At 71.9% G+C, this 20,211-nt stretch carries 26 protein-coding genes and 1 tRNA gene; 9 read left to right on the top strand and 18 right to left on the bottom strand.

Features of this window, described 5'->3' with window-relative positions; translation table 11 throughout:
* The first annotated feature begins 9 nt into the window (after nt 1-9).
* Entirely contained in the window at nt 10-192 is a 183-nt protein-coding gene (locus tag ABEB12_RS09140) for a hypothetical protein (RefSeq protein WP_185064555.1), read from the top strand.
* A 370-nt stretch (nt 193-562) separates the two neighbouring features.
* On the opposite strand, the gene ABEB12_RS09135 is transcribed toward ABEB12_RS09140, so the two are convergent.
* The 4 genes from ABEB12_RS09135 to ABEB12_RS09120 form a co-directional block, all read right to left on the bottom strand.
* Entirely contained in the window at nt 563-1,060 is a 498-nt protein-coding gene (locus ABEB12_RS09135) for a GNAT family N-acetyltransferase (protein ID WP_185064553.1), read from the bottom strand.
* A gap of 70 nt (nt 1,061-1,130) precedes the next feature.
* Nucleotides 1,131-1,640 (bottom strand): VOC family protein, encoded by a 510-nt coding sequence (locus ABEB12_RS09130; protein ID WP_185064551.1) that lies wholly within the window; start codon nt 1,638-1,640, stop codon nt 1,131-1,133.
* Between the two features lie 5 nt (nt 1,641-1,645).
* Nucleotides 1,646-2,155, bottom strand: coding sequence for a GNAT family N-acetyltransferase (locus tag ABEB12_RS09125; protein ID WP_185064549.1), 510 nt, complete (start codon nt 2,153-2,155; stop codon nt 1,646-1,648).
* 59 nt (nt 2,156-2,214) lie between these two features.
* Nucleotides 2,215-3,993 carry a metallophosphoesterase gene (locus ABEB12_RS09120; protein WP_185064547.1) on the bottom strand — a complete coding sequence of 593 codons (1,779 nt, stop codon included), beginning with the start codon at nt 3,991-3,993 and terminating at the stop codon, nt 2,215-2,217.
* Nucleotides 3,994-4,040: 47 nt separating this feature from the next.
* Here ABEB12_RS09120 and ABEB12_RS09115 point away from each other — a divergent pair, with 47 nt between their 5' ends.
* The gene (locus ABEB12_RS09115) at nt 4,041-4,412 is read left to right on the top strand and encodes a metalloregulator ArsR/SmtB family transcription factor (protein ID WP_185064545.1); all 372 of its coding nucleotides are present in this window, start codon (nt 4,041-4,043) and stop codon (nt 4,410-4,412) included.
* A gap of 401 nt (nt 4,413-4,813) precedes the next feature.
* Here the strand turns inward: ABEB12_RS09115 and ABEB12_RS09110 are convergent, their stop codons facing one another.
* The 3 genes from ABEB12_RS09110 to ABEB12_RS09100 form a co-directional block, all read right to left on the bottom strand.
* Nucleotides 4,814-5,575 (bottom strand): hypothetical protein, encoded by a 762-nt coding sequence (locus tag ABEB12_RS09110; RefSeq protein ID WP_185064543.1) that lies wholly within the window; start codon nt 5,573-5,575, stop codon nt 4,814-4,816.
* A 101-nt stretch (nt 5,576-5,676) separates the two neighbouring features.
* Nucleotides 5,677-6,072 (bottom strand): hypothetical protein, encoded by a 396-nt coding sequence (locus tag ABEB12_RS09105; RefSeq protein ID WP_185064542.1) that lies wholly within the window; start codon nt 6,070-6,072, stop codon nt 5,677-5,679.
* Nucleotides 6,073-6,196: 124 nt separating this feature from the next.
* A complete protein-coding gene (locus tag ABEB12_RS09100; protein ID WP_345702681.1) occupies nt 6,197-7,015 on the bottom strand; it encodes a hypothetical protein in 819 nt (272 codons plus the stop codon).
* Nucleotides 7,016-7,191: 176 nt separating this feature from the next.
* Between ABEB12_RS09100 and ABEB12_RS09095 the strand changes: the two genes are divergently transcribed.
* On the top strand, nt 7,192-7,629 hold the full coding sequence (locus ABEB12_RS09095; protein ID WP_185064540.1) for a CBS domain-containing protein: 438 nt from the start codon (nt 7,192-7,194) through the stop codon (nt 7,627-7,629).
* Nucleotides 7,630-7,678: 49 nt separating this feature from the next.
* Here the strand turns inward: ABEB12_RS09095 and ABEB12_RS09090 are convergent, their stop codons facing one another.
* The 4 genes from ABEB12_RS09090 to ABEB12_RS09075 form a co-directional block, all read right to left on the bottom strand.
* Nucleotides 7,679-8,308 carry a TetR/AcrR family transcriptional regulator gene (locus ABEB12_RS09090; protein WP_345702680.1) on the bottom strand — a complete coding sequence of 210 codons (630 nt, stop codon included), beginning with the start codon at nt 8,306-8,308 and terminating at the stop codon, nt 7,679-7,681.
* 22 nt (nt 8,309-8,330) lie between these two features.
* Nucleotides 8,331-9,239 carry an oxidoreductase gene (locus tag ABEB12_RS09085; protein ID WP_185064538.1) on the bottom strand — a complete coding sequence of 303 codons (909 nt, stop codon included), beginning with the start codon at nt 9,237-9,239 and terminating at the stop codon, nt 8,331-8,333.
* A gap of 477 nt (nt 9,240-9,716) precedes the next feature.
* Complete coding sequence (locus ABEB12_RS09080) at nt 9,717-9,992, bottom strand: DUF1905 domain-containing protein (protein WP_185064536.1); 276 nt, start codon at nt 9,990-9,992, stop codon at nt 9,717-9,719.
* A 56-nt stretch (nt 9,993-10,048) separates the two neighbouring features.
* Nucleotides 10,049-10,996 carry a helix-turn-helix domain-containing protein gene (locus ABEB12_RS09075; protein WP_185064534.1) on the bottom strand — a complete coding sequence of 316 codons (948 nt, stop codon included), beginning with the start codon at nt 10,994-10,996 and terminating at the stop codon, nt 10,049-10,051.
* Between the two features lie 70 nt (nt 10,997-11,066).
* Between ABEB12_RS09075 and ABEB12_RS09070 the strand changes: the two genes are divergently transcribed.
* Complete coding sequence (locus ABEB12_RS09070) at nt 11,067-12,266, top strand: MFS transporter (RefSeq protein ID WP_345702679.1); 1,200 nt, start codon at nt 11,067-11,069, stop codon at nt 12,264-12,266.
* Nucleotides 12,267-12,551: 285 nt separating this feature from the next.
* Nucleotides 12,552-12,743: a hypothetical protein gene (locus tag ABEB12_RS09065; RefSeq protein WP_185064532.1), complete on the top strand. Its 192-nt coding sequence runs from the start codon at nt 12,552-12,554 to the stop codon at nt 12,741-12,743.
* A gap of 105 nt (nt 12,744-12,848) precedes the next feature.
* On the opposite strand, the gene ABEB12_RS09060 is transcribed toward ABEB12_RS09065, so the two are convergent.
* The 5 genes from ABEB12_RS09060 to ABEB12_RS09040 all read right to left on the bottom strand — a co-directional run bounded on the left by ABEB12_RS09060 (nt 12,849) and on the right by ABEB12_RS09040 (nt 16,874).
* Nucleotides 12,849-12,921, bottom strand: a tRNA-Ala gene (locus ABEB12_RS09060).
* Between the two features lie 52 nt (nt 12,922-12,973).
* Complete coding sequence (locus ABEB12_RS09055; protein ID WP_185064530.1) at nt 12,974-13,804, bottom strand: hypothetical protein; 831 nt, start codon at nt 13,802-13,804, stop codon at nt 12,974-12,976.
* Between the two features lie 165 nt (nt 13,805-13,969).
* Nucleotides 13,970-14,632 carry a GNAT family N-acetyltransferase gene (locus ABEB12_RS09050; protein WP_185064527.1) on the bottom strand — a complete coding sequence of 221 codons (663 nt, stop codon included), beginning with the start codon at nt 14,630-14,632 and terminating at the stop codon, nt 13,970-13,972.
* A gap of 17 nt (nt 14,633-14,649) precedes the next feature.
* Nucleotides 14,650-15,876: a molybdotransferase-like divisome protein Glp gene (gene glp, locus ABEB12_RS09045; RefSeq protein ID WP_185064526.1), complete on the bottom strand. Its 1,227-nt coding sequence runs from the start codon at nt 15,874-15,876 to the stop codon at nt 14,650-14,652.
* 65 nt (nt 15,877-15,941) lie between these two features.
* Nucleotides 15,942-16,874, bottom strand: a complete 933-nt coding sequence (locus tag ABEB12_RS09040) for a sugar phosphate nucleotidyltransferase (RefSeq protein ID WP_185064524.1) — start codon at nt 16,872-16,874, stop codon at nt 15,942-15,944.
* 38 nt (nt 16,875-16,912) lie between these two features.
* On the opposite strand from ABEB12_RS09040, the gene ABEB12_RS09035 reads away from it, so the two are divergent.
* The 4 genes from ABEB12_RS09035 to mscL all read left to right on the top strand — a co-directional run bounded on the left by ABEB12_RS09035 (nt 16,913) and on the right by mscL (nt 19,342).
* Nucleotides 16,913-17,509 (top strand): 5-formyltetrahydrofolate cyclo-ligase, encoded by a 597-nt coding sequence (locus ABEB12_RS09035; RefSeq protein ID WP_185064523.1) that lies wholly within the window; start codon nt 16,913-16,915, stop codon nt 17,507-17,509.
* A 47-nt stretch (nt 17,510-17,556) separates the two neighbouring features.
* Nucleotides 17,557-17,895: an FmdB family zinc ribbon protein gene (locus tag ABEB12_RS09030; protein ID WP_185064521.1), complete on the top strand. Its 339-nt coding sequence runs from the start codon at nt 17,557-17,559 to the stop codon at nt 17,893-17,895.
* Nucleotides 17,896-18,230: 335 nt separating this feature from the next.
* Nucleotides 18,231-18,917, top strand: coding sequence for an SAF domain-containing protein (locus ABEB12_RS09025; RefSeq protein WP_345702678.1), 687 nt, complete (start codon nt 18,231-18,233; stop codon nt 18,915-18,917).
* A gap of 17 nt (nt 18,918-18,934) precedes the next feature.
* Nucleotides 18,935-19,342, top strand: a complete 408-nt coding sequence (gene mscL / locus ABEB12_RS09020) for a large conductance mechanosensitive channel protein MscL (protein ID WP_185064519.1) — start codon at nt 18,935-18,937, stop codon at nt 19,340-19,342.
* Between the two features lie 15 nt (nt 19,343-19,357).
* Here the strand turns inward: mscL and ABEB12_RS09015 are convergent, their stop codons facing one another.
* Nucleotides 19,358-19,693, bottom strand: coding sequence for a hypothetical protein (locus tag ABEB12_RS09015; protein ID WP_185064741.1), 336 nt, complete (start codon nt 19,691-19,693; stop codon nt 19,358-19,360).
* 9 nt (nt 19,694-19,702) lie between these two features.
* Nucleotides 19,703-20,203: a molybdenum cofactor synthesis domain-containing protein gene (locus ABEB12_RS09010; protein WP_185064517.1), complete on the bottom strand. Its 501-nt coding sequence runs from the start codon at nt 20,201-20,203 to the stop codon at nt 19,703-19,705.
* Nucleotides 20,204-20,211 lie beyond the last annotated feature (8 nt).

Raw genomic sequence — 20,211 nt, 5'->3', positions numbered from 1 at the left:
TTATATCGCGTGAAGCACATCACCCAGCATGAATTGCTCGAGGACTTCCCCGCCATCATGCGAGCGATCGAGAACGGCGCAGGCTTCGTGATCACCCGCGACGGTATCCCCATCGTCGACATCATCCCGCTCGGCCGCACAGAGGTTGTGGTCGATAGGAACACGTCCAACAATTCGATCTTTGGTAGTTGATGGCTTGGACGGCGCGGCTGGGCAGCCGCGGTCTCGGGTGCCGCCTGGCCCGGTTCCGAGGTGGATGCCGTCCATCGGTCACGTCCGGTTACATCGGCGAGACGCGGGTGGAGCTTGGTTCGGAGACCGCGTTCATCGACATCGACACCAGTCTGGTTCGGCCAAGATCGGACCGGACTCACGTCGATGTCGATGAAGCAAGCGGGACAGGACGCCCGCTCAGTCGTCACACACCGTGATGCTGGCGGTGGGACGGCCCACGCCGAACGCCACGGGCCGCACCCGGAGTGCGGTAGGCCAGCCCCAGCCGCGCCGTCCAAGCCATCGGCGAACCCGGTCACCGATGAACCCGGCGGCGGCCGTGCGGGCCCTATTCCGTGAGGTCCTTGGCGAAGGTCAGGCGGCCGCCGGGGCCTTCGTCCGGGGAGACGCCGGGCAGCGGGCGGTAGCCGAGGATCTCGTAGAGCGCCTTCGCGGCCGGCTGGTTGTCGCTTAAATGCATGACGACGCGCCGGTACTCGTCGTCCTTGGCCGCCTCTTCCAGCTCGTTGATCAGCGCCCGGCCGACGCCACTGCCCCGGGCGCCCGGGTTGACGTAGACGCGGACGATCTCGGCGGTCTCACCCGTCGGATCGCCGGGATAGGTGCGGTAGCCGCCGGACGCGGCGGGCCTGCGGTTGGCGTAGGCCACCAGGTAGGCGCCCCGGTTGGCCGGTTCCAGCTCCGGACCGGGCGGCGGGATCATGTCCGGGTGGTCGGGCATCTCCGCCTGGGCCGAAGCGCGCATGACCACCAGGAGACTCTCGTGCGCCTCGCCGTACTCGAACGCGCGAAAGTAGATCTCCGGCCGGTCCGGGCCAGCGTTCAACGTCCCACTACCTATCTCTTACGACACGCCAGTGGCGGCGTGCATAGAACATGTTACTGGCGAGGAACTGTTATCCAACCTGGTGACCGTACATCTCACCCAGCGGATCGGCGATCAGTTCCACCCGCGCGCCGTCCGGATCACGGAGGTAGATCGAGGTGCCGCTCTCCAGCTGGTAAGGCACCCCGGCGGCGTCCAGGCGCTCCCGGGCCGCCGCCCAGCTCTCCGGGGTGACCGAGATGGCCAGGTGGTGCAGTCCGCCGAGTACCTCGGCATACGGCCCCGGGTCCACCCCGGGCAGGTCGAAGAACGCCAGCGTATTGCCGTGGCCGACGTCGAAGAAGAAGTGCGTGGAGCCGGCCAGGTCCCGGTTCTCGAACATCTCGATCAACGGGAAGCCGAGCACGTCCTGGTAGAACTCGACGGTTCGCAGCACATCGCCGCTGATCAGCGCGGTGTGGTGGATGCCACGCGCGGCGCTGGCCGGCCGGTCGTCGCGCGGCGCGAGGTGAAGATCGCGGATCCGGTCCCGTTCGGCGGTGAGTCGGGCAATCTCGTCGGCTGGTACGGGAGCGACCATGGCTCCTAGTTTGCCTGACCGTTCAACTGTTTGACATAGGCCAACCGGCCGCTGTCGTCCTTGGGGTCGAAGTCGGTGTGTCGCCGGTACCCGGCCATCTCGTACAACGCCCGCGCGGCGGCCAGGTCCTCGGTGGCGTAGAGCAGCATCTGGCCGTACTCGTCGTCCCAGGCCCGCTCCTCCAGCTCGGCCAGCATCGTCCGGCCCAGCCCGGAGCGGCGGGCGCCGGTCCGGACGAACATCCGGCGGACCTCGGCGGTGTTTCCGGTCGGGTCGCCGGGGAATGCCCGGTAGCCGCCGGTGGCGGAGGCCTGCCGGCCCAAATAGGCCACCAAAAGCACGCCGCGGTTCTTCGCCGCGTACTCGCCCTCGTCCGGCGGCTCCAGCTCGGGACGGCCCGGCAACTCCCGCTTGGCGGCCTCCACCAACGGGCCGACCACGCTCGGGAACTCGCCACCGGCGTCCAGCGCCCGAAAGACGATTTCGGGCTGCCCGGCGTTCTCGGTCACATTCATCGCGTGTCTCGGGGCCTGACGCTCGTCTCGGGAGGGGAACGTTACGCCTGGGAAATTTACTACGGTCGCTTCGGCACGGTGATCGGTGGCTCGATCAAAGCCGGCCTCGGCTCCACCCCGTCCACCGGGATATACCACCGGCTCACCCCCTTCCCGTTCTCCGTCCGCCGGCCCCCGCCGGCGAATGTCCAGCGCACCGCCCGGTCGATCCGGACCGGGAACACCGTGAGCGTGCCGTCCGCCGCGATGCGCAGCCGCACGAAGCATTTGTAGTCCTGTATAGCCTGGCCGGCGAACAGCTCCTCGGTGTTCACGCCGTGCGGCCCGGCGTGGTCGGCGAGCAACAGGTATACCCCCACCACGGCCGGCCCGGCCAGGCCACCGACCAGCCAGGCGGCCAACGGCACAGCGGCGACCCCGGTCTCCGGCGACCAGCCCAGCGCCTCCGACCAGAGCTCGACGCCGACCACGGTGAGCGTCACCAACGCCAGGTGGGCCGCCGTGTGCAGACCGGAGACCGCCGCGCGCAGCCGGGGGTTGCGTCGCCGGCGTAAGCCGGTGAACAGGCCCAGCCCGGTCCACAGCAGGAACACCAGCACCATCAGCAGCACCAGGTCCGGCACGCTGGCCAGCCACCAGTCGGGCTCGGCCAGCGCCGGGAACGCCCGGCGCAGGGTCACCCCGAGCAGCAGGTACACGATGGCCGGGACCAGCCAGAACCCCTTGTTGCGGTAGATCGAGCCGAGGATGCCCCAGCGCAGCCGCTTGGAGGTGGCCTTGTCCGGGTAGCACCGTTCCAGCTGGTAGGTGACCGGCGGCTGCTTGCCGACGTCGTGCGACTCCACCGGCGGCAGCTGGACCCGCTCGGGCAGCTTGTGGGTGCCGAACAGGTACGCGCCGCCGCCACCGGCGGTGATCTTCTGCTGACCGGCCTCGTCCTGGCCCCGGTAGCGCGCGTAGTGGTGCAGGTCGCCGGACAGCGACAGTCGCAGCATCCGCCGGTCGGGGATGACCGTGCGCTCGAAGTACTCCAGCGGCGCGTAGCCCTCCGGGTTGTCCTTGCCGGACTCCACCCAGGCCGGCATGGCCCAGCACAGCACGATCGCGTCGTCCGGCGCGACCCGCTCGGCCACCCGGCGGAAGTAGTCCAGCTGCTCCTGGTCGATGTCGACGCCGAGCTGGATGTCGATGCCCCACAGCCACCACCCGCCGGGCAGCTTCACCGCGAAGTAGCTGCGGCGCTGCACGGTCCGCCAGCCACCGATCCAGCGGCCCTGGCAGAACTGGCGCAGGAAGCTGGTCAGGCCGTCGTACCAGTCGTGGTTGCCGGGCAGCGCCAGCAGGGTGCGCGGCCGGTCGGTCCAGGGCAGCATCATCCGGTACGGGCCGACCAGCCGGTCGGCGTAGTTGGACCGGGAGGCCACCGGGTAGCACTGGTCGCCCCCCATCACCAGCAACCGGCCGGCCCTGGTCGGGTGGGGCTGGCCGTCGGCGTCCGGCAGCTCCAGCTCCTCCTCGGCGAGTTGGCTGGCCACCGTGGCGGTCGCGTCGAACCCGTCCCCAAGGTCGGCGACGTAGTCCAGCCAGAACTCGCCGTCCTCGACCTCCCCGGAGAGGTCCAGCGGGTCGGCGGTTTCCAGGGCCTGCAGCTCGCGGCGGTCCAGGAACGCGCCGAACACCTGCGACACGGCCACCTGGGCGCCGGTGCGCGCGAGCATGGCCGGGGCCAGCCAGCGCACCTTGGGCCGGCGGGTGAAGCCCAGCGTGGCGGGGTCCTCCCGGGCGGGGCAGTCCGGGGGCTCGCCCTCGGCCGGGGGTAGCCGTTGGGGCTCAGGCATAGCGCCGTGATCTCCTAACCGGTTGGGCGCCTGACAGAATAGGACAGGTGCACCTACTCGATCCGGACAACGCGCGGGCCGTCCAGGACGGGGAGCGGGTGTGCGCGGCAATCGCGCACCTGCCGGACGGGGAGGCCCTGCACGACTGGGCCACCCGGTTCGCCCTGCTGGCCGACCAGACCCGGCTGGCCCTGCTGCTGTGCATCCACCATGCCGGGGAGATCTGCGTCTCCGACCTCGCGGTGGCCACCGGAGTGAAGGACAGCACGGTCTCCCAGTCGCTGCGGCTGCTGCGGGCGCACGGCGTGGTCACCACCCGCCGGGACGGCCGCACCATCCACTACCAGCTCACCGACCGGTCCCTGCGCGGCCTGCTGGACCAGCTCCCCACCCCCACCGTCCCGGCCAGCCACCACTGAGCCTCTCCCGTTGCGTTTGCGGTGGGTGGGGTTAAAGACGGCTTGGACGGCGGAGCTGGGTGGTCTGGCGCGGCTCGGGAGCGGCCCGCGACGTTCGGTTCGGCGTCCGCGCCGGCTTTTGATGATCAACTCATCTGATGATCAACTCACCGTGGGAGACGTTTTACTCGCGGGTAGCGTCTCTGAGGGTGAGTTGATCATGCGGGGCCGATGGTCCGACGCCAAATTCATGATCACCAGGACATGGCGGCCCCTTTCGTGGCCGTCGAGCGACCACGGTGCCCTGGTGACCATGAACGTGGGCGATCGAACGCAACAGGCCACCCAAGCCGCGGCAGACCACCCAGCTCCGCCGTCCAAGCCGTCTTTGAAACCCACTCACCCCAAACGCAACACAGGCCTCAGGTGTCGCTGTAGCAGGGGGACGCGCCGAGCATCGCCAGGCCCTGGCGGTCACCGGGGCCGAGCTTGTCGCTGGTGCTGGACCGGCCCATCACCTCACGCCGGTCGCCGACGTCGTCGAGGCCGAGCACCAGCATGGTCAGGTGCATGACCGAGGCGCGGGTGACCTGGTAGCCGTTGCGCCGGGTCTGCCAGTCGGCGAAGTAGCGGAAGTTGAGCACCACCATGCCGGTGGTGTAGCGCTCCGACTCGGGACCCGAAGGCGAGATCGGGTAGTTCACGCCGAGGCCGCCGGAACCGGCCAGCGCCGGCACCTTGGCCTGGTCGGCCCAGGCGAACATGATCGGCGCCCACTTGTCGCCGTAGCGCTCCTGCACCGGCGGCCGCTCACCGGTCGGCACCGCCTCCTCGGTGGTCCCGTCGTCGGTGAAGGTGAAGCCGCTGGCCTGGCTGATCTGGTCCAGTGCCTCCCGGACCATGTCCGCGCCCTTGTCCGGCATGTTCGCCGTGTTGATCACGTAGTGGATCGGCCGGCACGGGTCGAAGGAGACCGGGCGCCCGGACGGCGTGGAGTGCTTGAACTTGTGCGGGCCCTTGGTCGTCACCGCGACCGGCGGCGCGGCGCGGTCGTCACCGGCGTCGGACGGGAGCGGCGGGAAGTCGCCGGGTCGCCCCGTGCTGGTCGTGCCGCAGGCGGCGAGGAAGCAGGCGATCAAAGCGACAGCCAGTGGCCGCCACCTCATCCATACGGGGGTACCCATGGTCAAACCGTACTGCTCAGTCACCCTGAGAGCCGCCCCGCAAGCGGGTGATCTTGAGGATAGGCTTCGATTACTCCGCGCCGTCTCCGCAGGTCAGCGGCTCAGTTGAGCGCCGGAGAATCGAGCAAACGGGTGGCGGCCTCCAGCACCTCGGCCGACGTCGGGCCCGGCACGCCGCGCAGCGGGACGGGCAGCGTGCCGCCGTGCCGGGCCTGCCAGCGCCACGCGGCCTCCAGCACATCGGTGACCGTGCCCCGGTGGATCGAGTCGATCGCCCCGGACATCAGCAGCTCGGCCCGCACCGGCTCGGGCAGCCCCGCCACCCCGGCCAGGGTGCGCCGGCGGGCCGCGACGATCTCCGCCAACTGCTCGGCCTCGGTCGGCTCGGGGCACATCGGGCAGCGCATCGCCAGGCCGAACACCTTCGGCCCGCCACCGGCGTCCAGGATCGCGAACCGGTGCTGACGCTCGGCGGGACAGCGGAACGCCGTGATCATGATTACCTCACGCATTCACTTCGACGGGTGACGGTTCGGAATGCTAAAGCCACCCGGCCGGACGTAACGGTGATGACACGCCGTACATGCTTTTTGACACATCACTGAGGGCCGAGGGAAATTTTCATTCGTCGGGCGGGCTCTGGCGCAGTCGCAGCTGCCCGTCGGGCGGACCCTCCTCGGCCCACTCACCGGCCTCGGCCGTCCACGAACTGCCGTTCGCGCTGACCCGGTCCACGCCCGCCCGCGCCGCGTGCCCGACCAACCAGTTGGCCAATGCGCGACCCCGCTCCGGCGGCTGCGCACCGCTCAGCGCGGCCGTGCCCAGCTCCCGCTCGGCCAGCCGGACCAGGGTGCCCGGAGAGGCCGGCGCGAGCTTCAGGTTGCGGCACGCCAGCGACGCCTCGGCCTCGCCGGTGAGCGCCGCCGCGGCCGCCCTCGCCATGGGCTCCCAGCGGGCGTAGGCCAGCGGCGTGGCGGACCGCTGAACCAGTTGCGCGGCGTCCGTCACCTCCAGCCGCGTCCAGTTCGGCTGCTGGCGTAACCGCTGGTAGAAGGCGGTGCTGGCGTACACCGTGTCCATCAGTTGGGCCTCACTCCCCCACCCCTGGCTGGGGCGCTGCTGGAACAGTCCGAGGGAGTCCCGGTCGCCGTGCGGGAGGTTGCGCAGGCCGGTCTCCTGCATGGCCGTGGCGATGGCCACGGTGACCGCGTGGTCCGGCATGCCGAGCTTGCGCCCGACCCCCGCGACGGTGGCCGCGTTGTCCGCCTGCTCGACGGTCAACGGGTACTCCAGCACCCGGTCCGGCGCGGTCGCCAGGGTGACCGTGCAGCCGGGCGGCCCCGGGATCCTGGCGATCACCAGGGCCACCGCGCCGACGACCAGGAGCACCAGGGCGCCGGCCGCCACGATCCGGCGGCGGTAATAGATCGATCGGGGCACCGGCAAACCTTAGAACTCTCAGGAACGCTAGGTTTCACGTGACTCCGCAAATGGCGGCTTGACGCGGAGGCGCTGAGATGTCCTCTCAGCCAGCCGGTCAGACCGTCATTGCAGATCCAGAACCAGCGAGTTTAGCCTCGAAAGTGCCTGCACCACCGCCACGATCGGAGGTCAGCATGAAGGTCGAATCAATGCTGCGTGCCAAGGGCAGCTCGGTGATCACCATCCAGCCCTGGGCCACAGTCGAACAGGCAATCAGCCATCTGGTGGGTCCGCCGAAGATCGGCGCTGTGGTGGTGACCGGGGTGCCGCGCGGCTACACCGGGATCATCTCCGAGCGGGACGTGGTGCGGGAGATGCGGCGGCACGGCATCGCGCTGCTGCAGATGCCGGTGTCCGAGGTGATGACCCAGCACGTGCCGCACTGCGCGCCGGGGGACTCGGTCGCCGACGTGATGGTCAAGATGACCCGGACCAGGCACCGCCACCTGCCGGTGCTCTCCGACGGCGAGCTGGTCGGCGTGATCAGCATCGGCGACGTGGTCCGCTCCCGCCTGGACGAGATGGAGCTGGAGGCCGGCGTACTGCGCGACCTCTACATGGCCCGGCACTGAGCGCCGTCCCGTGTCCAGCGCGCCCGACGCCTGGATGCGGGTCGACGGTTCAGCCCCGGGCGGACTTGAGCAGGCCGTGCGCCACCAGGTCACTGGCGGTGGCGAGCAGCCGGCGTAGCTCGGCCGGATCTCGACGCAGGCGGTCCGGCCGCCACGCCAGACTGATCACCCCGTTCCACGCGGCCCAGAGCACGGTCGCCGCCTCCTCCGGGTCGACGTCCCGCAGCCGGCCGGACCGCACCCCGGCCCGCAGCGCCGCGACCAGCCGGCCGTTCTGCTCGTTGACCTCCTTCACCAACCGGTCGGCCAGCTCCCGCCCCGCCGGGTAGCGCCCCGGCTCACCGGGGAACGCCAGCATCCGGAAGTACTCCGGGTGCTCCAGATAGAACGCCAGGTACTGATCGGCCGCCGCGAACACCTGCTCCACCGGGTCCCGCCCCGGCAGGTAGGCGCGGTCCATGTGCTCCCGGTCCACCCGCAGCGCCCGCTCCACGACGGCGGCGTGCAGCCCGGCCTTCGAGCCGAAGTGGTTGTAGATCGACCCCACCGCGACGCCCGCCCGCTCGGCGATCTGCTCGACGGTCACCTCGTCCACCGCGCGTTCGCTGAAGATCTCCTCGGCGGCGCGCAGCAGTGCGTCCAGGGTGCGCCGCCGGCGCGGGTCCATGCGTTCCCCCATGCCCCGAGCTTACTTGTAACGGTTACAAGAAGCCGCGGTCGCCGAACCGCACCCCGGTCAGCCGCTCGGACTCGGCCCACAGCCGGTCCTGCACCTCGACGTCCACGGCCGGCGCGCCGCAGTGCACCCGGGCCGGCCCGCCGAACAGCTCGACCGGATCTCCCGGACCGTAGAAGTCCCCGCCGCGCGCCGCCGGGTCCAGTGCCGCGCGCAGGGTCGGCCGGGCCCCCTTGGCCGCCGTGAGGCCGAACAGCGAGCCGCCGATCACGCTGGTCGCCCAGCGCAGGCAGAACGGCAGCTCACGGAGCAGGTCGGTGCTCACCCCGCCGGGATGCGCGGCCACCGCGATGGTCGCCGCGCCGGCCCGCTCCAGCCACCGGTGCAACGCCAGGCTGAACATCAGGTTGGCCAGCTTGGCGCGCACGTAGGCCCGGCGCGGGTCGTCCAGCCGGTCCAGGTCCATCCGGCCGACGTGGTGCACCAGGCTGCTCACCGTCACCACCCGGGAACCGGCCACGTCGCGCATCCGGTCCAGCAGCAGGCCGGTGAGGGCGAAGTGGCCGAGGTGGTTGACCGCGAAGTGCAGCTCGAACCCGTCCTCGGTGCGGGCCGAGTGGCTGTTCACGCCGGCGTTGTTGATCAGGAGGTCGATCCGCCGGTGGCGCTCGACCAGTTCGGCGGCGGCGGCCCGCACCGAGGCCAGCGAGGCGAGGTCCAGTACCGCGACGGACACCTCGGCGTCCGGCACCTGCTCGTCGATCCGGGCGGCGGCCGCCTCGGCCCGTTCCCGGTTCCGGCAGGCCAGCACCACCGAAGCCCCGTACCGGGCCAGAGCCAGCGCGATCTCGAACCCGATTCCGGTGTTCGCGCCGGTCACGACCGCGACGCGGCCGGTCTGATCCGGGACGTCGGCGTCCCGCCAGGTGGTCACTTGAATAATGTATGCGATAGCTCACCCGTAACATCCACCAACCGCGGCACAATCGATCAAACCCGTAGGCTTCCGCAACATCGCCCCCACCCCTCCCACGCCGGGCGGCCATCGGCCGGTCAGGTGGCTATGTCGGTTCTAAAGATCGGCTTGGACGGCGCGGCCAGGCGGTCTGCCGCCGCTCGGGTGCCGCCTGATGCGTGCGGCCGACACTACGCACGATCACGACCGGTCGGTGCGGACAAGGGAGTGCGCGGCTTCCGTTCACCGGGATGCGGGTGCCACTGCTGGGGCGCTCGCGGGTGGTGTGCGGGCGGCCCCGCTGGTCGCCTTCCACCCCGGTCGATGGGGTGATCGTTGTCTCTGGCGGTTTGGCGTCGATTTTCGACGCTGAGTCGCCACGGATGGCGATCAACCTGCGACGAGGACCGCTAACGTCGGCCGGGCCAGCTCGAAGGGCCGGGCCGGGCCGTACAGCTAGCCGAGGCGCTCGGTGAGGTGCACGGCGACCTCCTCACCGGCCACCTTGCCGAGCAGTTTGCGCAGGTCGGCGCGCACCGGGAGCTTGTGGGTGCCGTCGCCCAGCGCCATGAACGAGCTGCGGAACGGGTGCCCGTCGATGGTGCCGCCGACCTTGACCAGGCCCCGGGTACCGAAGTACTCGGCCGAACCGTCCATCACCACGTAGGTCCAGCCACCCTTGCTCGGGCTCTTGCGCAGGGTGGCGGTGAAACGTTTGTCCAGCTCGCTCATCGGTGCCTCCTCGTCCGTCGGAACTCACGGGTATCGACCAGCAAGGCGGGGAAAACTCATCGCGCGGCGCCGTGGAACGTCCGGCGGTAGGCGTCCGGGGGCACGCCGACCGCGCGGTTGAAGTGCCGGCGCAGCGTCGCCCCGGTGCCCATGCCCACCCGGGCGGCCACCAGCTCCACCCCGTCCTCGGTGCGTTCCAGCAGCTCCCGCGCGCGGTGGATGCGCTGGGTGAGCAGCCAGCGCAGCGGGGTGGTGCCGGTGACCTCGAGGAACCGCCGGGTCAGGTGCCGGGTGCTCAGGTGCGCGCGGGTGGCCAGGTCGGTCACGGTGATCGGCTGGTCCAGGTGCTGGGCGGCCCAGTCGAGCAGCTCGGCCAGCCGGTCGTCCTCCCCGCTGGGCATCGGCGCGGCGATGAACTGCGCCTGGCCGCCCTCGCGGTGCGGGGCCACCACCATCCGCCGGGCGACCGCGTTGGCCACCGCCGCCCCGTGGTCCGCGCGGACCATGTGCAGGCACAGGTCGATGCCGGCCGCCTTGCCCGCCGAGGTGAGGATGTTGTCCTGGTCCAGGTAGAGCACCTTGTCGTCGACCCGGACCCGGGGGTAGCGCGCGGCCAGTTCCGCCGCGTGCATCCAGTGGGTGGTGGCGCGCCGGCCGTCCAGCAGCCCGGCGGCGGCGAGCACGAACGCCCCGGTGCAGATCGAGGCCACCCGGGCGCCGTTGCGGTACGCCTGGCGGAGGGCGTCCAGCAGTTCCTGGGGCGGTTCGGTGCCGGTGTCGTGGCAGGCCGGGACGATCACCGTGTCCGCCCGCGCCAGGTCGGCCAGGCCGTGCGGGGTGTCCGCGCGCAGCCACCCGCCGACCGTGGCACCGGGCGGGGCGCAGGCGATGAACTCGTACCACGGGTCGACCAGGTCGGGGCGCGGGATGCCGAACACCGCGCTGGGCACGGCGACCTCGAACAGCGGGATTCCCTCGGTGACGGCCACGGCAACCACGGTCATGTCTCAAACTGTACGCATATTGGCGTTCCAGCCACTCGCGGCGGCGGAGGCCGGCGGCCAGCATTGCTCCGTGACAACGAAACAGATGCCGGCCGGCCGCGGCTGGGTGGCCGCCGCGGTCGCGGTCGCCACGGTAGGTTGGGGCGCCAACCAGTTCGCCCCGCTGCTGCTGATGTACCGCGCCGAGCTGGGCCTTTCGCCCGCGGTCACCCAGGCCACCTTCGGCCTGTACGCGGCCGGGCTGATCCCCGGGCTGCTGCTCGGCGGGCCGGTGTCCGACCGTTTCGGCCGGCGCCGGGTGCTGCTGCCGTCGCTGGTCGTCTCGCTGCTGGCCAGCCTGCTGCTGATCGCCGGCGGAACCGGTGTCGGCTGGCTGTTCGCCGGCCGGCTGGTGGCCGGGGTGGCCAGCGGCGCGGCGTTCAGCTCAGGCACCGTGTGGATCAAGGAGCTCTCCCGGCCGGGCACACCGGGGGAACCCGGTCCGGGCGCCCGCCGGGCCACCGTGGCGATGACCGCCGGGTTCGGCGCGGGGCCGCTGGTCGCCGGGCTGCTCGCCCAGTGGGGGCCGGCGCACACCGTGCTGCCGTACCTGCCGCACCTGGCGCTGTGCCTGGTGGCGCTGCCGCTGGCGTGGCGCGCGCCGGAGACCCGGGCCCCGTCGCCGCCATCCGGTACGGAGAACTGGTCGCCGGCCGCGCGGCGTCGCTTCCTCGGCGTGGTTGCCCCGCTGGCCCCCTGGGTGTTCGGCTCGGCCACCGTGGCCCTGGCCTACCTGCCCGGCCTGGTCGCGCACCGGCTGGCCGGGCAGGCCCTGCTGTTCAGTGCGCTGGTCACCACGCTGCCGGCGCTGTCCGGGATCGCCGCGCAACCGCTGGCCCGCCGGGTGGCCACCCGGCCGACCCGGCTGCTCGCCACCTCACTGCTGGTGGTGATCGCCGGCCTCCTGCTGGCCGCCGGGGCCGCCGCGGCGGCCGATCCGGTGCTGGTCGCCGTGGCCTGCCTGGCCCTGGGCGCCGGTTACGGCTACTGCCAGGTGTGCGGCCTGCAGGAGGTCCAGCGCCTGGCCCCGCCGCACCGGCTGGCCCGCCTGACCGCCACCTACCAGGCCCTCTCCTACCTCGGCTTCGCGCTCCCCTACCTGCTGGCCGCCGCCCAGCCCCGGTGGTCGCCACCCACGCTGCTGCTGGCCACCACCGCCCTGGCCGCCCTCACCCTGGCCGCCACCGTCCGCCGGGCAAACACCGAAAGGAGGACATCCGCCCACGTGTAACCACCGGCGAGCGGGGTACTGCTAGAAAGCTTCGGTCCGACGGTTGGGGGTGCAGGCATGGGCAGCGTCCCGGCCTACGTATGGCTAACGGTGTTGGTCCCGATAGCAATGCTCCTGGCCACCGTAGCCCTGCAACGCTTCGAGGACGTGGTCTGCGTAAAACCCACCGACCACCCCGACCACCCACCCCTGAGACCTGTGCCGAGGTCTGTGCCAGCGCCCCCCGACGTGCCATCCTGATACGGGCCAACCCTGTGACGCCAGTCACCCCATCAGGAGGCCCCCATGAACCTCAACCTCCACGACGACGAAGTCGAGTTCCTCCGCGAAATCCTCGACTCGACCGCCCGCGCCCTAACCTCAGAAATCGCCCACACCGACAATCGCCTATACCGCCAAACCCTAAAAACCCGCCGCGACCAAACCCGCACCCTAAGAGCAAAACTAGAAACCCCACCAGCGAGCGAAGCAAGCTGACCCCAACCAAGGTGACCACCGCACCGTGGGGGGTCTCGGGGGGCTCGGCCCCCCGGAATTAGGAAGCTCCAAATTGGTCTGCGCACTCCGCAGACATAATCCGAGTGGAGCTGAGGGGAATCGAACCCCTGACCTACTCGATGCGAACGAGTCGCGCTACCAACTGCGCCACAGCCCCAGTACGTCCCGCCGGCTAGGAACCCGGACGCGGGACGAAGCTTATCAGCCCCTCATTGACCCGACGCGCGCCGGTATCCCCGTTGCGTGTCGTGGTCAAGATCGTGCAGGCCAGGGTCCTCGTCGTCGAGTTCGAGCACCACCGTCCCGTCGGGCCGGGGCGGCGGGGCGGCCGGGCGCAACCGGGGCAGCCCGGACTCGCCGTCCGGTTGCTCCCCGGCCGGCTCCGGTTCGTCGTCCGCGCCGGGGTAGCCGTCCAGCTCGTCGTAGTCGTCGAACTCGTCGTACTCGGTGTCCTCGGCCTCTTCCCCGGCGCGGCGCAGCTCCGCCTCCCGGACCGCGTCGGCCACCGTGCGCCGCCGACTGCCGGCCATCCGGGCCGCGCGCCGGGCGCGGATCTCCTGCTCCAGCCGGACCTGCCGGCGCAGGTAGACCAGGTAGCCGACCAGGCCGAGCAGCAGCGCACCGTGCACCGCCCAGGCCTGGTTCAGCTTCGTCACCGCCGCGATCACGCCGGAGGCCACCGCGAGCAGGGCCAGGGCGAGCACCAGGCGCTGCCGGAAGGCGTAGCGGGCGCGCGCGGCCAGCGCGGCCGCCTCGGCGTCGTAGCCGCCCCGGCCGGGACGGAACCCGCGTTGCCGGGGCAGCTCCGCCCGGTACTCCGCCGACTCGGAGGGGGCGGCCGCCCCGGCCACCGAGCCGGCCGGATCCGTAATGGGCATCGTGTTCACCTCCGCTGCGCGGGGACGGGGTCGGTTCAGCACCCGGCTGGACAGCGCCGCGTCGCTGGGACGGGACATCGGTGCACGACGGCGAGCGGCCATCGGCAGCAGCACGGCCAACCAGGTGGCCACCAGCCCAGCGAACAACAGAGAGCTGGGCACCCAAGCCTCCATGGTCGTACTGGCTTGGCCCACGGTAACCAGCGATTCCGTCGCGATCATGGCGACGCGCCGGGGCCGGTGGCGGCTGTGGCCGGTCGGAGCCGGGGATTGCTCCAAGTGGTCGTTGAGGGTTCCGCCGGACGGCCGTCCTCACCGGTGATCGACTTACCGCCGGGTGGCGCGACCCTCGCGGATCAGCCGGTAGACCGCCCCGACGTCCAGATCCTCCACGGTGAGCGCGTAGCAGAGATGGTCGCGCCACCCGCCCTCCACGTTGAGGTAGCGGCGGAACAGCCCCTCCTCGCGGAAGCCGAGCTTGTCCAGCACCCGGCGGCTGGCCTCGTTCTCCGGGCGCACGGTGGCCTCCAGCCGGTGCAGCCCGACCGGCCCGAAGCAGTGGTCCACCACCAGCGCCACGGCGGCGGTGGTGACGCCGCCCCGGGTCAGCCGGCTGTCCAGCCAGTAGCCCACGTAGGCCGACCACAGCGGGTCGCGCACCACGTTGCCCACCATGACCTGCCCGGCGAACCGGCCGCCCACGGTGATCGCGAACGGCAGCCCCAGCCCGCTGCGCCCCAACCGGCGCAACCCGTACCAGCGGGCCGGCCATTCGGCGGGGGTGTTGCGCTGGGCCCAGGAACCCGCCGCGAACGGCTCCCACGGCGCGAGGTGGTCTTCGTCGCGGGACCGGATGGCCGACCAGGCCCCGCCGTCGCGCAGCCGCACCGGGCGCAACCCCACCAACCCGCCGGGCACCCGCAGCCGGCCCAGCGTGGCCGGCCAGCCGGGGTGGCGGCCCAGCTGGATCGGGTCGGTCGGGTAGCCCACCGCCGAGGCCTCCACGCTCAGCCGCGCGGCGCGAGGAACGCCACGGTGACCTGCTCCCCCACGGTGACCTCGGTGACCCGCTCGGGCAGCTCGATCAGGCAGTTGGCCTCGGCGAGCGCGGTGAGCAGCTGCGTACCGGAGGAACCCAGCGGCTGCACCAGGTACTCGCCGGTGGCCTCCTCGCGCAGCAGCCGGGCGCGCAGGTACCCGCGCCGGCCCGGGATGGAGGTGACCGGGGAGAGCAGGCGGGCCTTGATGCGCCGCCGCCTCGGGTCGTTCCGCCCCAGCGTGGTGCGGATCAGCGGCCGCACCAGCACCTCGAACAGCACCAACGCGCCCACCGGGTTGGCCGGCAGGAGGAAGGTGGGCACCTTGTCCCGGCCCAGCCGCCCGAACCCCTGCATGGATCCGGGATGCATGGCCACCCGCGTGCCGTCCATGTCGCCCAACTCACCGAGCGCGTCCACCACCTGGTCACCCGCCGCCCCACCGATGCCACCGGAGATCACCATGATCTCGCTGTTGGCCAGGTGGTCCTCCACCGCGTCGACCAGCCGGGGCGGGTCGCGGGGCACCAGGCCCACCCGCTGCGCGTCCGCGCCGGCGTCGCGCGCGGCGGCGGCCAGCGCGTAGGAGTTCACGTCGTAGACCTCGCCCGCGCCGGGGTCGCGCGCCACGTCCACCAGCTCGTCCCCCACGGAGAGCACGGACACCCGGGGGCGGGGGTGCACCAGCACCCGGTCCCGCCCCACCGCGGCGAGCAGCCCGACCTGGGCGGCGGCGATCACCGAACCCCGGCGAACCGCGATGTCACCGGGTTGCACGTCCTCCCCGATGCGCCGGACGAACGCGGCCGAGGGCACCGCCCGGAACACGGACACCTGCGCCGGGTGGCCGTCGGTGTCCGCCACCGGAACCACCGCGTCGGCCAGGGTGGGCAGCGGCGCACCGGTGACCAGCCGGACCGCCTGGCCGGGCTGCAGCCGGTGCGGCTGGCGGGACCCGGCGGCGATCTCGCCGACCACCGGCAGCGTCACCGGGTTGTTCCGGCCCGCGCCGTAGACGTCCACGCTGCGCACCGCGTAGCCGTCCACCGCCGCCTGGTCGAAGCCGGGCAGCGCGCGCTGCGCGACCACCTCCTCGGCGCACAGCATGCTCTGCGCCTCGGTGATCGCGACTCGGACCGGGGCCGGCCGCACAGCGGTGTCCAGCACCCGGGCGAGCTGCTCGTCGACCGATCTCACGCCCCCGACATTTCCCCTTTAGTAACCGGCTACCTAGATGCGTAACGCCTGCCGGAGCCTCCGCGTCACGCCCCGCGTACCGGCTCGTCGGGGAAGGTCAGCCGATCGGTGAGCCATTCGCGCAGCGCCGGCCCGTAATCCGGGTGGGCCAGCGCGAAGTCGACGAAGGCGCGCAGGTAGCTGCCCGGGTTGCCCAGATCGTGCCGGCCGCCCCGGTGCACCACCACGTGCACCGGGTGCCCCTCGGCGATCAGCAGCGCGACCGCGTCGGTCAGCTGCAGCTCGCCGCCGGAACCGGGGCTGATCCGCTTCAGCGCGTCGAAGATCTGCCGGTCCAGCAGGTAGCGGCCGGCGGTGGCCAGCGTGGACGGCGCCTGGTCGGCCGGCGGCTTCTCCACCATGCCCCGGATCCGCTTGACGTCCGGGTCGCCCGAATCGACCGTGTCGTCTACGTCGAACACGCCGTAGGCGCTGATCTGCTCGCGCGGCACGTCGAACGCGCAGAGCACGCTGCCGCCCAGCCGCTCGCGAACGGCGGCCATCCGGGAGAGCACGCTGGGCTCGCCGGGGGCGGCCAGCACGATGTCGTCCGGCAGCAGCACGGCCACCGCGTCCTCGTCGGGACCCAGGGCGTCGCCGGCGCAGCCGACCGCGTGGCCGAGTCCCTTGGGCTCGTCCTGGGTGACCGTGCCGGCCTCGATCAGCTCGGCGGCGCGGCGCACCTTGGCGGCCAGCGCATCCTTGCCCCGCGCGGCCAGGGTGGCTTCCAGCTCGGGTTGCGGGGCGAAGTGCGCGGCCACCGCGTCCTTGCCCGGCGAGGTGACGATGAGTAGTCGGGAGGCGCCCGCCTCGGCGGCCTCGGCGGCCACCATCTCGATACCCGGCGTGTCGATCACCGGGAGCAGCTCCTTGGGCACCGTCTTCGTGGTCGGCAGGAATCGGGTCCCCAGCCCGGCGGCGGGGACGATCGCGGTACGGAACGGACGAGAAGCCTGCATGGTCGGGCAGCGTAGTCGAGAGTGGATAGCCTGCTCAGATGGTGGACACGCCGGTGAGCAAGCGGGATTGGCGGGAGCGGCTGCTGGCCGGCCGCCGGGCGGTGCCGGCCGAGGTGCGGGCGGCCGAGGCGAAGCTGCTCACCGCCGGCGCGGTGGCCGCCGCGCGGGACGCCGCCGGGCCGGTCTGCTGCTACCTGCCGGTGGGCGGCGAGCCGGGGTCCCTCGAGCTGCTCGATACGCTCCGTGATGCGGGTCACCGGGTGTTGCTGCCGGTGGTGCCGGCCGAGCGCGGACCGCTGGACTGGGCGCCCTACGGAGGAGCGGGGGCGCTGGCCGACGGCCCGTACCGGCTGCGCGAACCGACCACCCCCCGGCTGGGACCCTCGGCGGTGGCCGGGGCCGGACTGGTGCTGCTGCCCGCACTGGCCGTGGACCACCTCGGCGTGCGGCTGGGCCGGGGCGCCGGCTGGTACGACCGGACGCTGCCGCTGGCCGCGCCGGGCACCCGGCTGGTCGCGGTGGTACGGGATGAGGAACTGGTCCCCCGGCTGCCCGCCGAACCGCACGACGCACCGATGACCGGAGTGCTCACCCCACACGGTGGCCTACGCAACCTCCCGCTCGTTGCGCACTGAGCTAAACTGGCACTCAACGAGTGTGAGTGCCAAGTGGAGGTAGAGCGGTGCCGACGTATCAGTACGCGTGCACGGTCTGCGGACATCGGTTCGAAGCCGTGCAGGCTTTCACCGACGCGACGCTGACCGAGTGCCCGGAGTGCGCGGGCCGGTTGCGCAAGGTGTTCTCCTCGGTCGGGATCGTGTTCAAGGGCAGCGGCTTCTACCGCACCGACAGCCGCGCCGGCGCGGTGACCGGCGGTTCCGGCGAGAAGTCCGGCGACAAGTCGTCCTCGGACAGCAAGCCCTCCGAGGGCAGCAAGCCCGCCAAGTCGGCCGAGTCGTCCTCTTCGTCGAGCTCTTCGTCGAGCTCGACCAGCACCAGCACCACCGCCAAGGCCAGCTGACCGCCGGGCCCGCAGCCCGGGCGCGACCTGCTGATTTCCCGTCCGTCACTTCTGTTTCGCGAGCGGTACGTGAACCGGCGGTCAGCTCATGATCAGCATGACGTGGTGGTCGCTTTGCGCTGCCCGGTGCAGCCCTGGTGTCATGTTGACCAGGTAATCGATGATCATCAAGCATCCCGGGCGGTTTCGGTGGTCCAGGAGCCCCCTCACCCCGCACGCGCCCAACTGGGCGCGCGCCCGGCCATCTGACCGGGAGTTATCCACATGCCCCCGGTTGTCCACAGGCGACCGGGACGGGGCTGATTCGGCGCGCCCGCCCGAATACCTTCGTCCGGGTGACGGACAAGCGATGGCATCCCCCGTGGCGGGAACCCCTGGCTTCGGCCGCGGCCGACTGGTCGGCCCTGGTGGACCGGGTGACCCTGCGCCTCGGCTGGCGGCGGGTGGTGTGGCTGCGCCGGGCACTGGCCGGTGCGCTGGTGCTCACCGCCGGGCTACTGGCCGTACGCGGCCCGGCCGAGCCGGAGCGCGTGCCGGTGCTGGTCGCCGGCCGTGACCTCGGCCCCGGCGTCACCCTGCGCGCCGAAGACGTGCGGCTGGTGCACTGGCCTCCCGAGCTCGCCCCGAGCGGCTCGCTGCGCGAACCCGCCGAAGCGGCCGGGCAGGTGTTGGCCGGCGCGGCGAACCGGGGCGAACCGCTGACCTCCGTCCGACTGGCCGGCCCCGAGCTGATCCGCCGGGCCGGGGACGGCGCCGACGCGGCCAGCGTGCCGATCCGGCTGGCCGACTCCGACCTGGCCGCCCTGCTACGGCCCGGCCGGCTGGTGGACGTGGTCACCATCGGCCCCCGGGCGGACTCGCCGAACGTGCTCGCGGCCGGGGCGACGGTACTGGCCGTGCTCCCTGCTGACGACAAAACCGCTGGTCGGGGCCGTTTGGTTCTGGTCGCGGTGCCGCGCGCGGCGGCCACTAGGCTGGCCGCGGCCACGCTGAGCCAGGAGGTGACGATCACCCTCCGTTGATCTGAGAAGGAGAACCGGTGCTGAAGGGCTTCAAGGACTTCCTGCTGCGCGGGAACGTGGTCGACCTGGCGGTCGCCGTGGTGATCGGGGCGGCGTTCAGCTCGGTGGTCAGTGCGTTCACCGACCGGATCATCAAGCCGTTCCTGAACGCGGTGACCCCGCCGACCAGCCCCGGGATGAGCGTGCAGCTGGTCGCCGACAAGCCGAGCACCGTGGTGGACATCGCCACCCTGCTGAGCGCCACGATCAACTTCGTGGTGGTGGCGGCGGTGATCTACTTCGCCGTGGTGCTGCCCATGCGCACCATCCAGGAGCGCCGCAAGCGGGGCGAGGAGGCCGGGCCGGCCGAGCCGACCGACGTGGAGCTGTTGAAGGAGATCCGCGACCTGTTGCGCGCCCAGGCCGAGCAACGACGCGAGTCCTGAACGGGGCGTCAGCTCTTAGTTGTGGTGCGGCGGGCGGTTTTCGGTGTACCAGCGCTCGTCGCCGGAGCGGTCCGGCGCGGCCTGGCCGGCGTCGACGTCGTCGCTGGTCGACTCGGGGAGCACGTCCCCGAACACCTCGGCCAGCCGGCGCCGGCGCTCCACCTCGGCCCGCACCCGGCCCGGCTGGTCCAGTCCGGAGCGGTCGCCGTCCGGCTCGTCGGGTGCGGCGCACACCCGGTCCGGCTGGTCTGGTCCGAAGCGGTCGCTGTCCGGCTCGTCCGGTCCGGTGCGGTCGCTGCCCGGACCGTCGGGTCCGCCGTCGGCGTGGTCCGGCTCGTCGGCGTCGGCCACCGGTGGGCCTCAGCCCTCGTCGAGCCCGGAAAGTTCCTCGACCACGTGCGGCACCAGCGGGGTCAGCGTGGCCATGCCGTCCCGGATCGCGGCCCGGGATGACGCCAGGTTCACCACCAGGGTGCTGCCGGAAACGCCGACCAACCCGCGGGACAGCCCGGCGTCGATCGCGCCGGCGGCCAGCCCGGACGCCCGGATGGCCTCGGCGATGCCGGGAATCGGGCGGTCCAGCACGCCCGCCGTGGCGTCGGAGGTGACGTCCCTGGGGGACACCCCGGTGCCGCCCACGGTCACCACCAGGTCCACCCCGCCGATCACCGCGGTGTTCAGCGCGTTGCGGATGGCCACCGCCTCACCGGGCACCGTGACCACCGCGTCCACCACGAAGCCGCCCTCGTCCAGCAGCTCCGTGACCAGCGGTCCGCTGGTGTCCTCGTGCTCGGCGTGCGCCGCCCGGTCGTCCACGATAACGACCAGGGCGCGCCCTAGCCTGGGGGCAGCCATCTCCATGCCTGAGA

Source organism: Actinospineispora eucalypti (assembly GCF_039543365.1).
GTDB classification, from domain to species: domain Bacteria; phylum Actinomycetota; class Actinomycetes; order Mycobacteriales; family Pseudonocardiaceae; genus Pseudonocardia; species Pseudonocardia eucalypti.
Note: the sequence above shows the minus strand (reverse complement) of the source record. Positions and strands in the feature narration are given on the sequence as shown.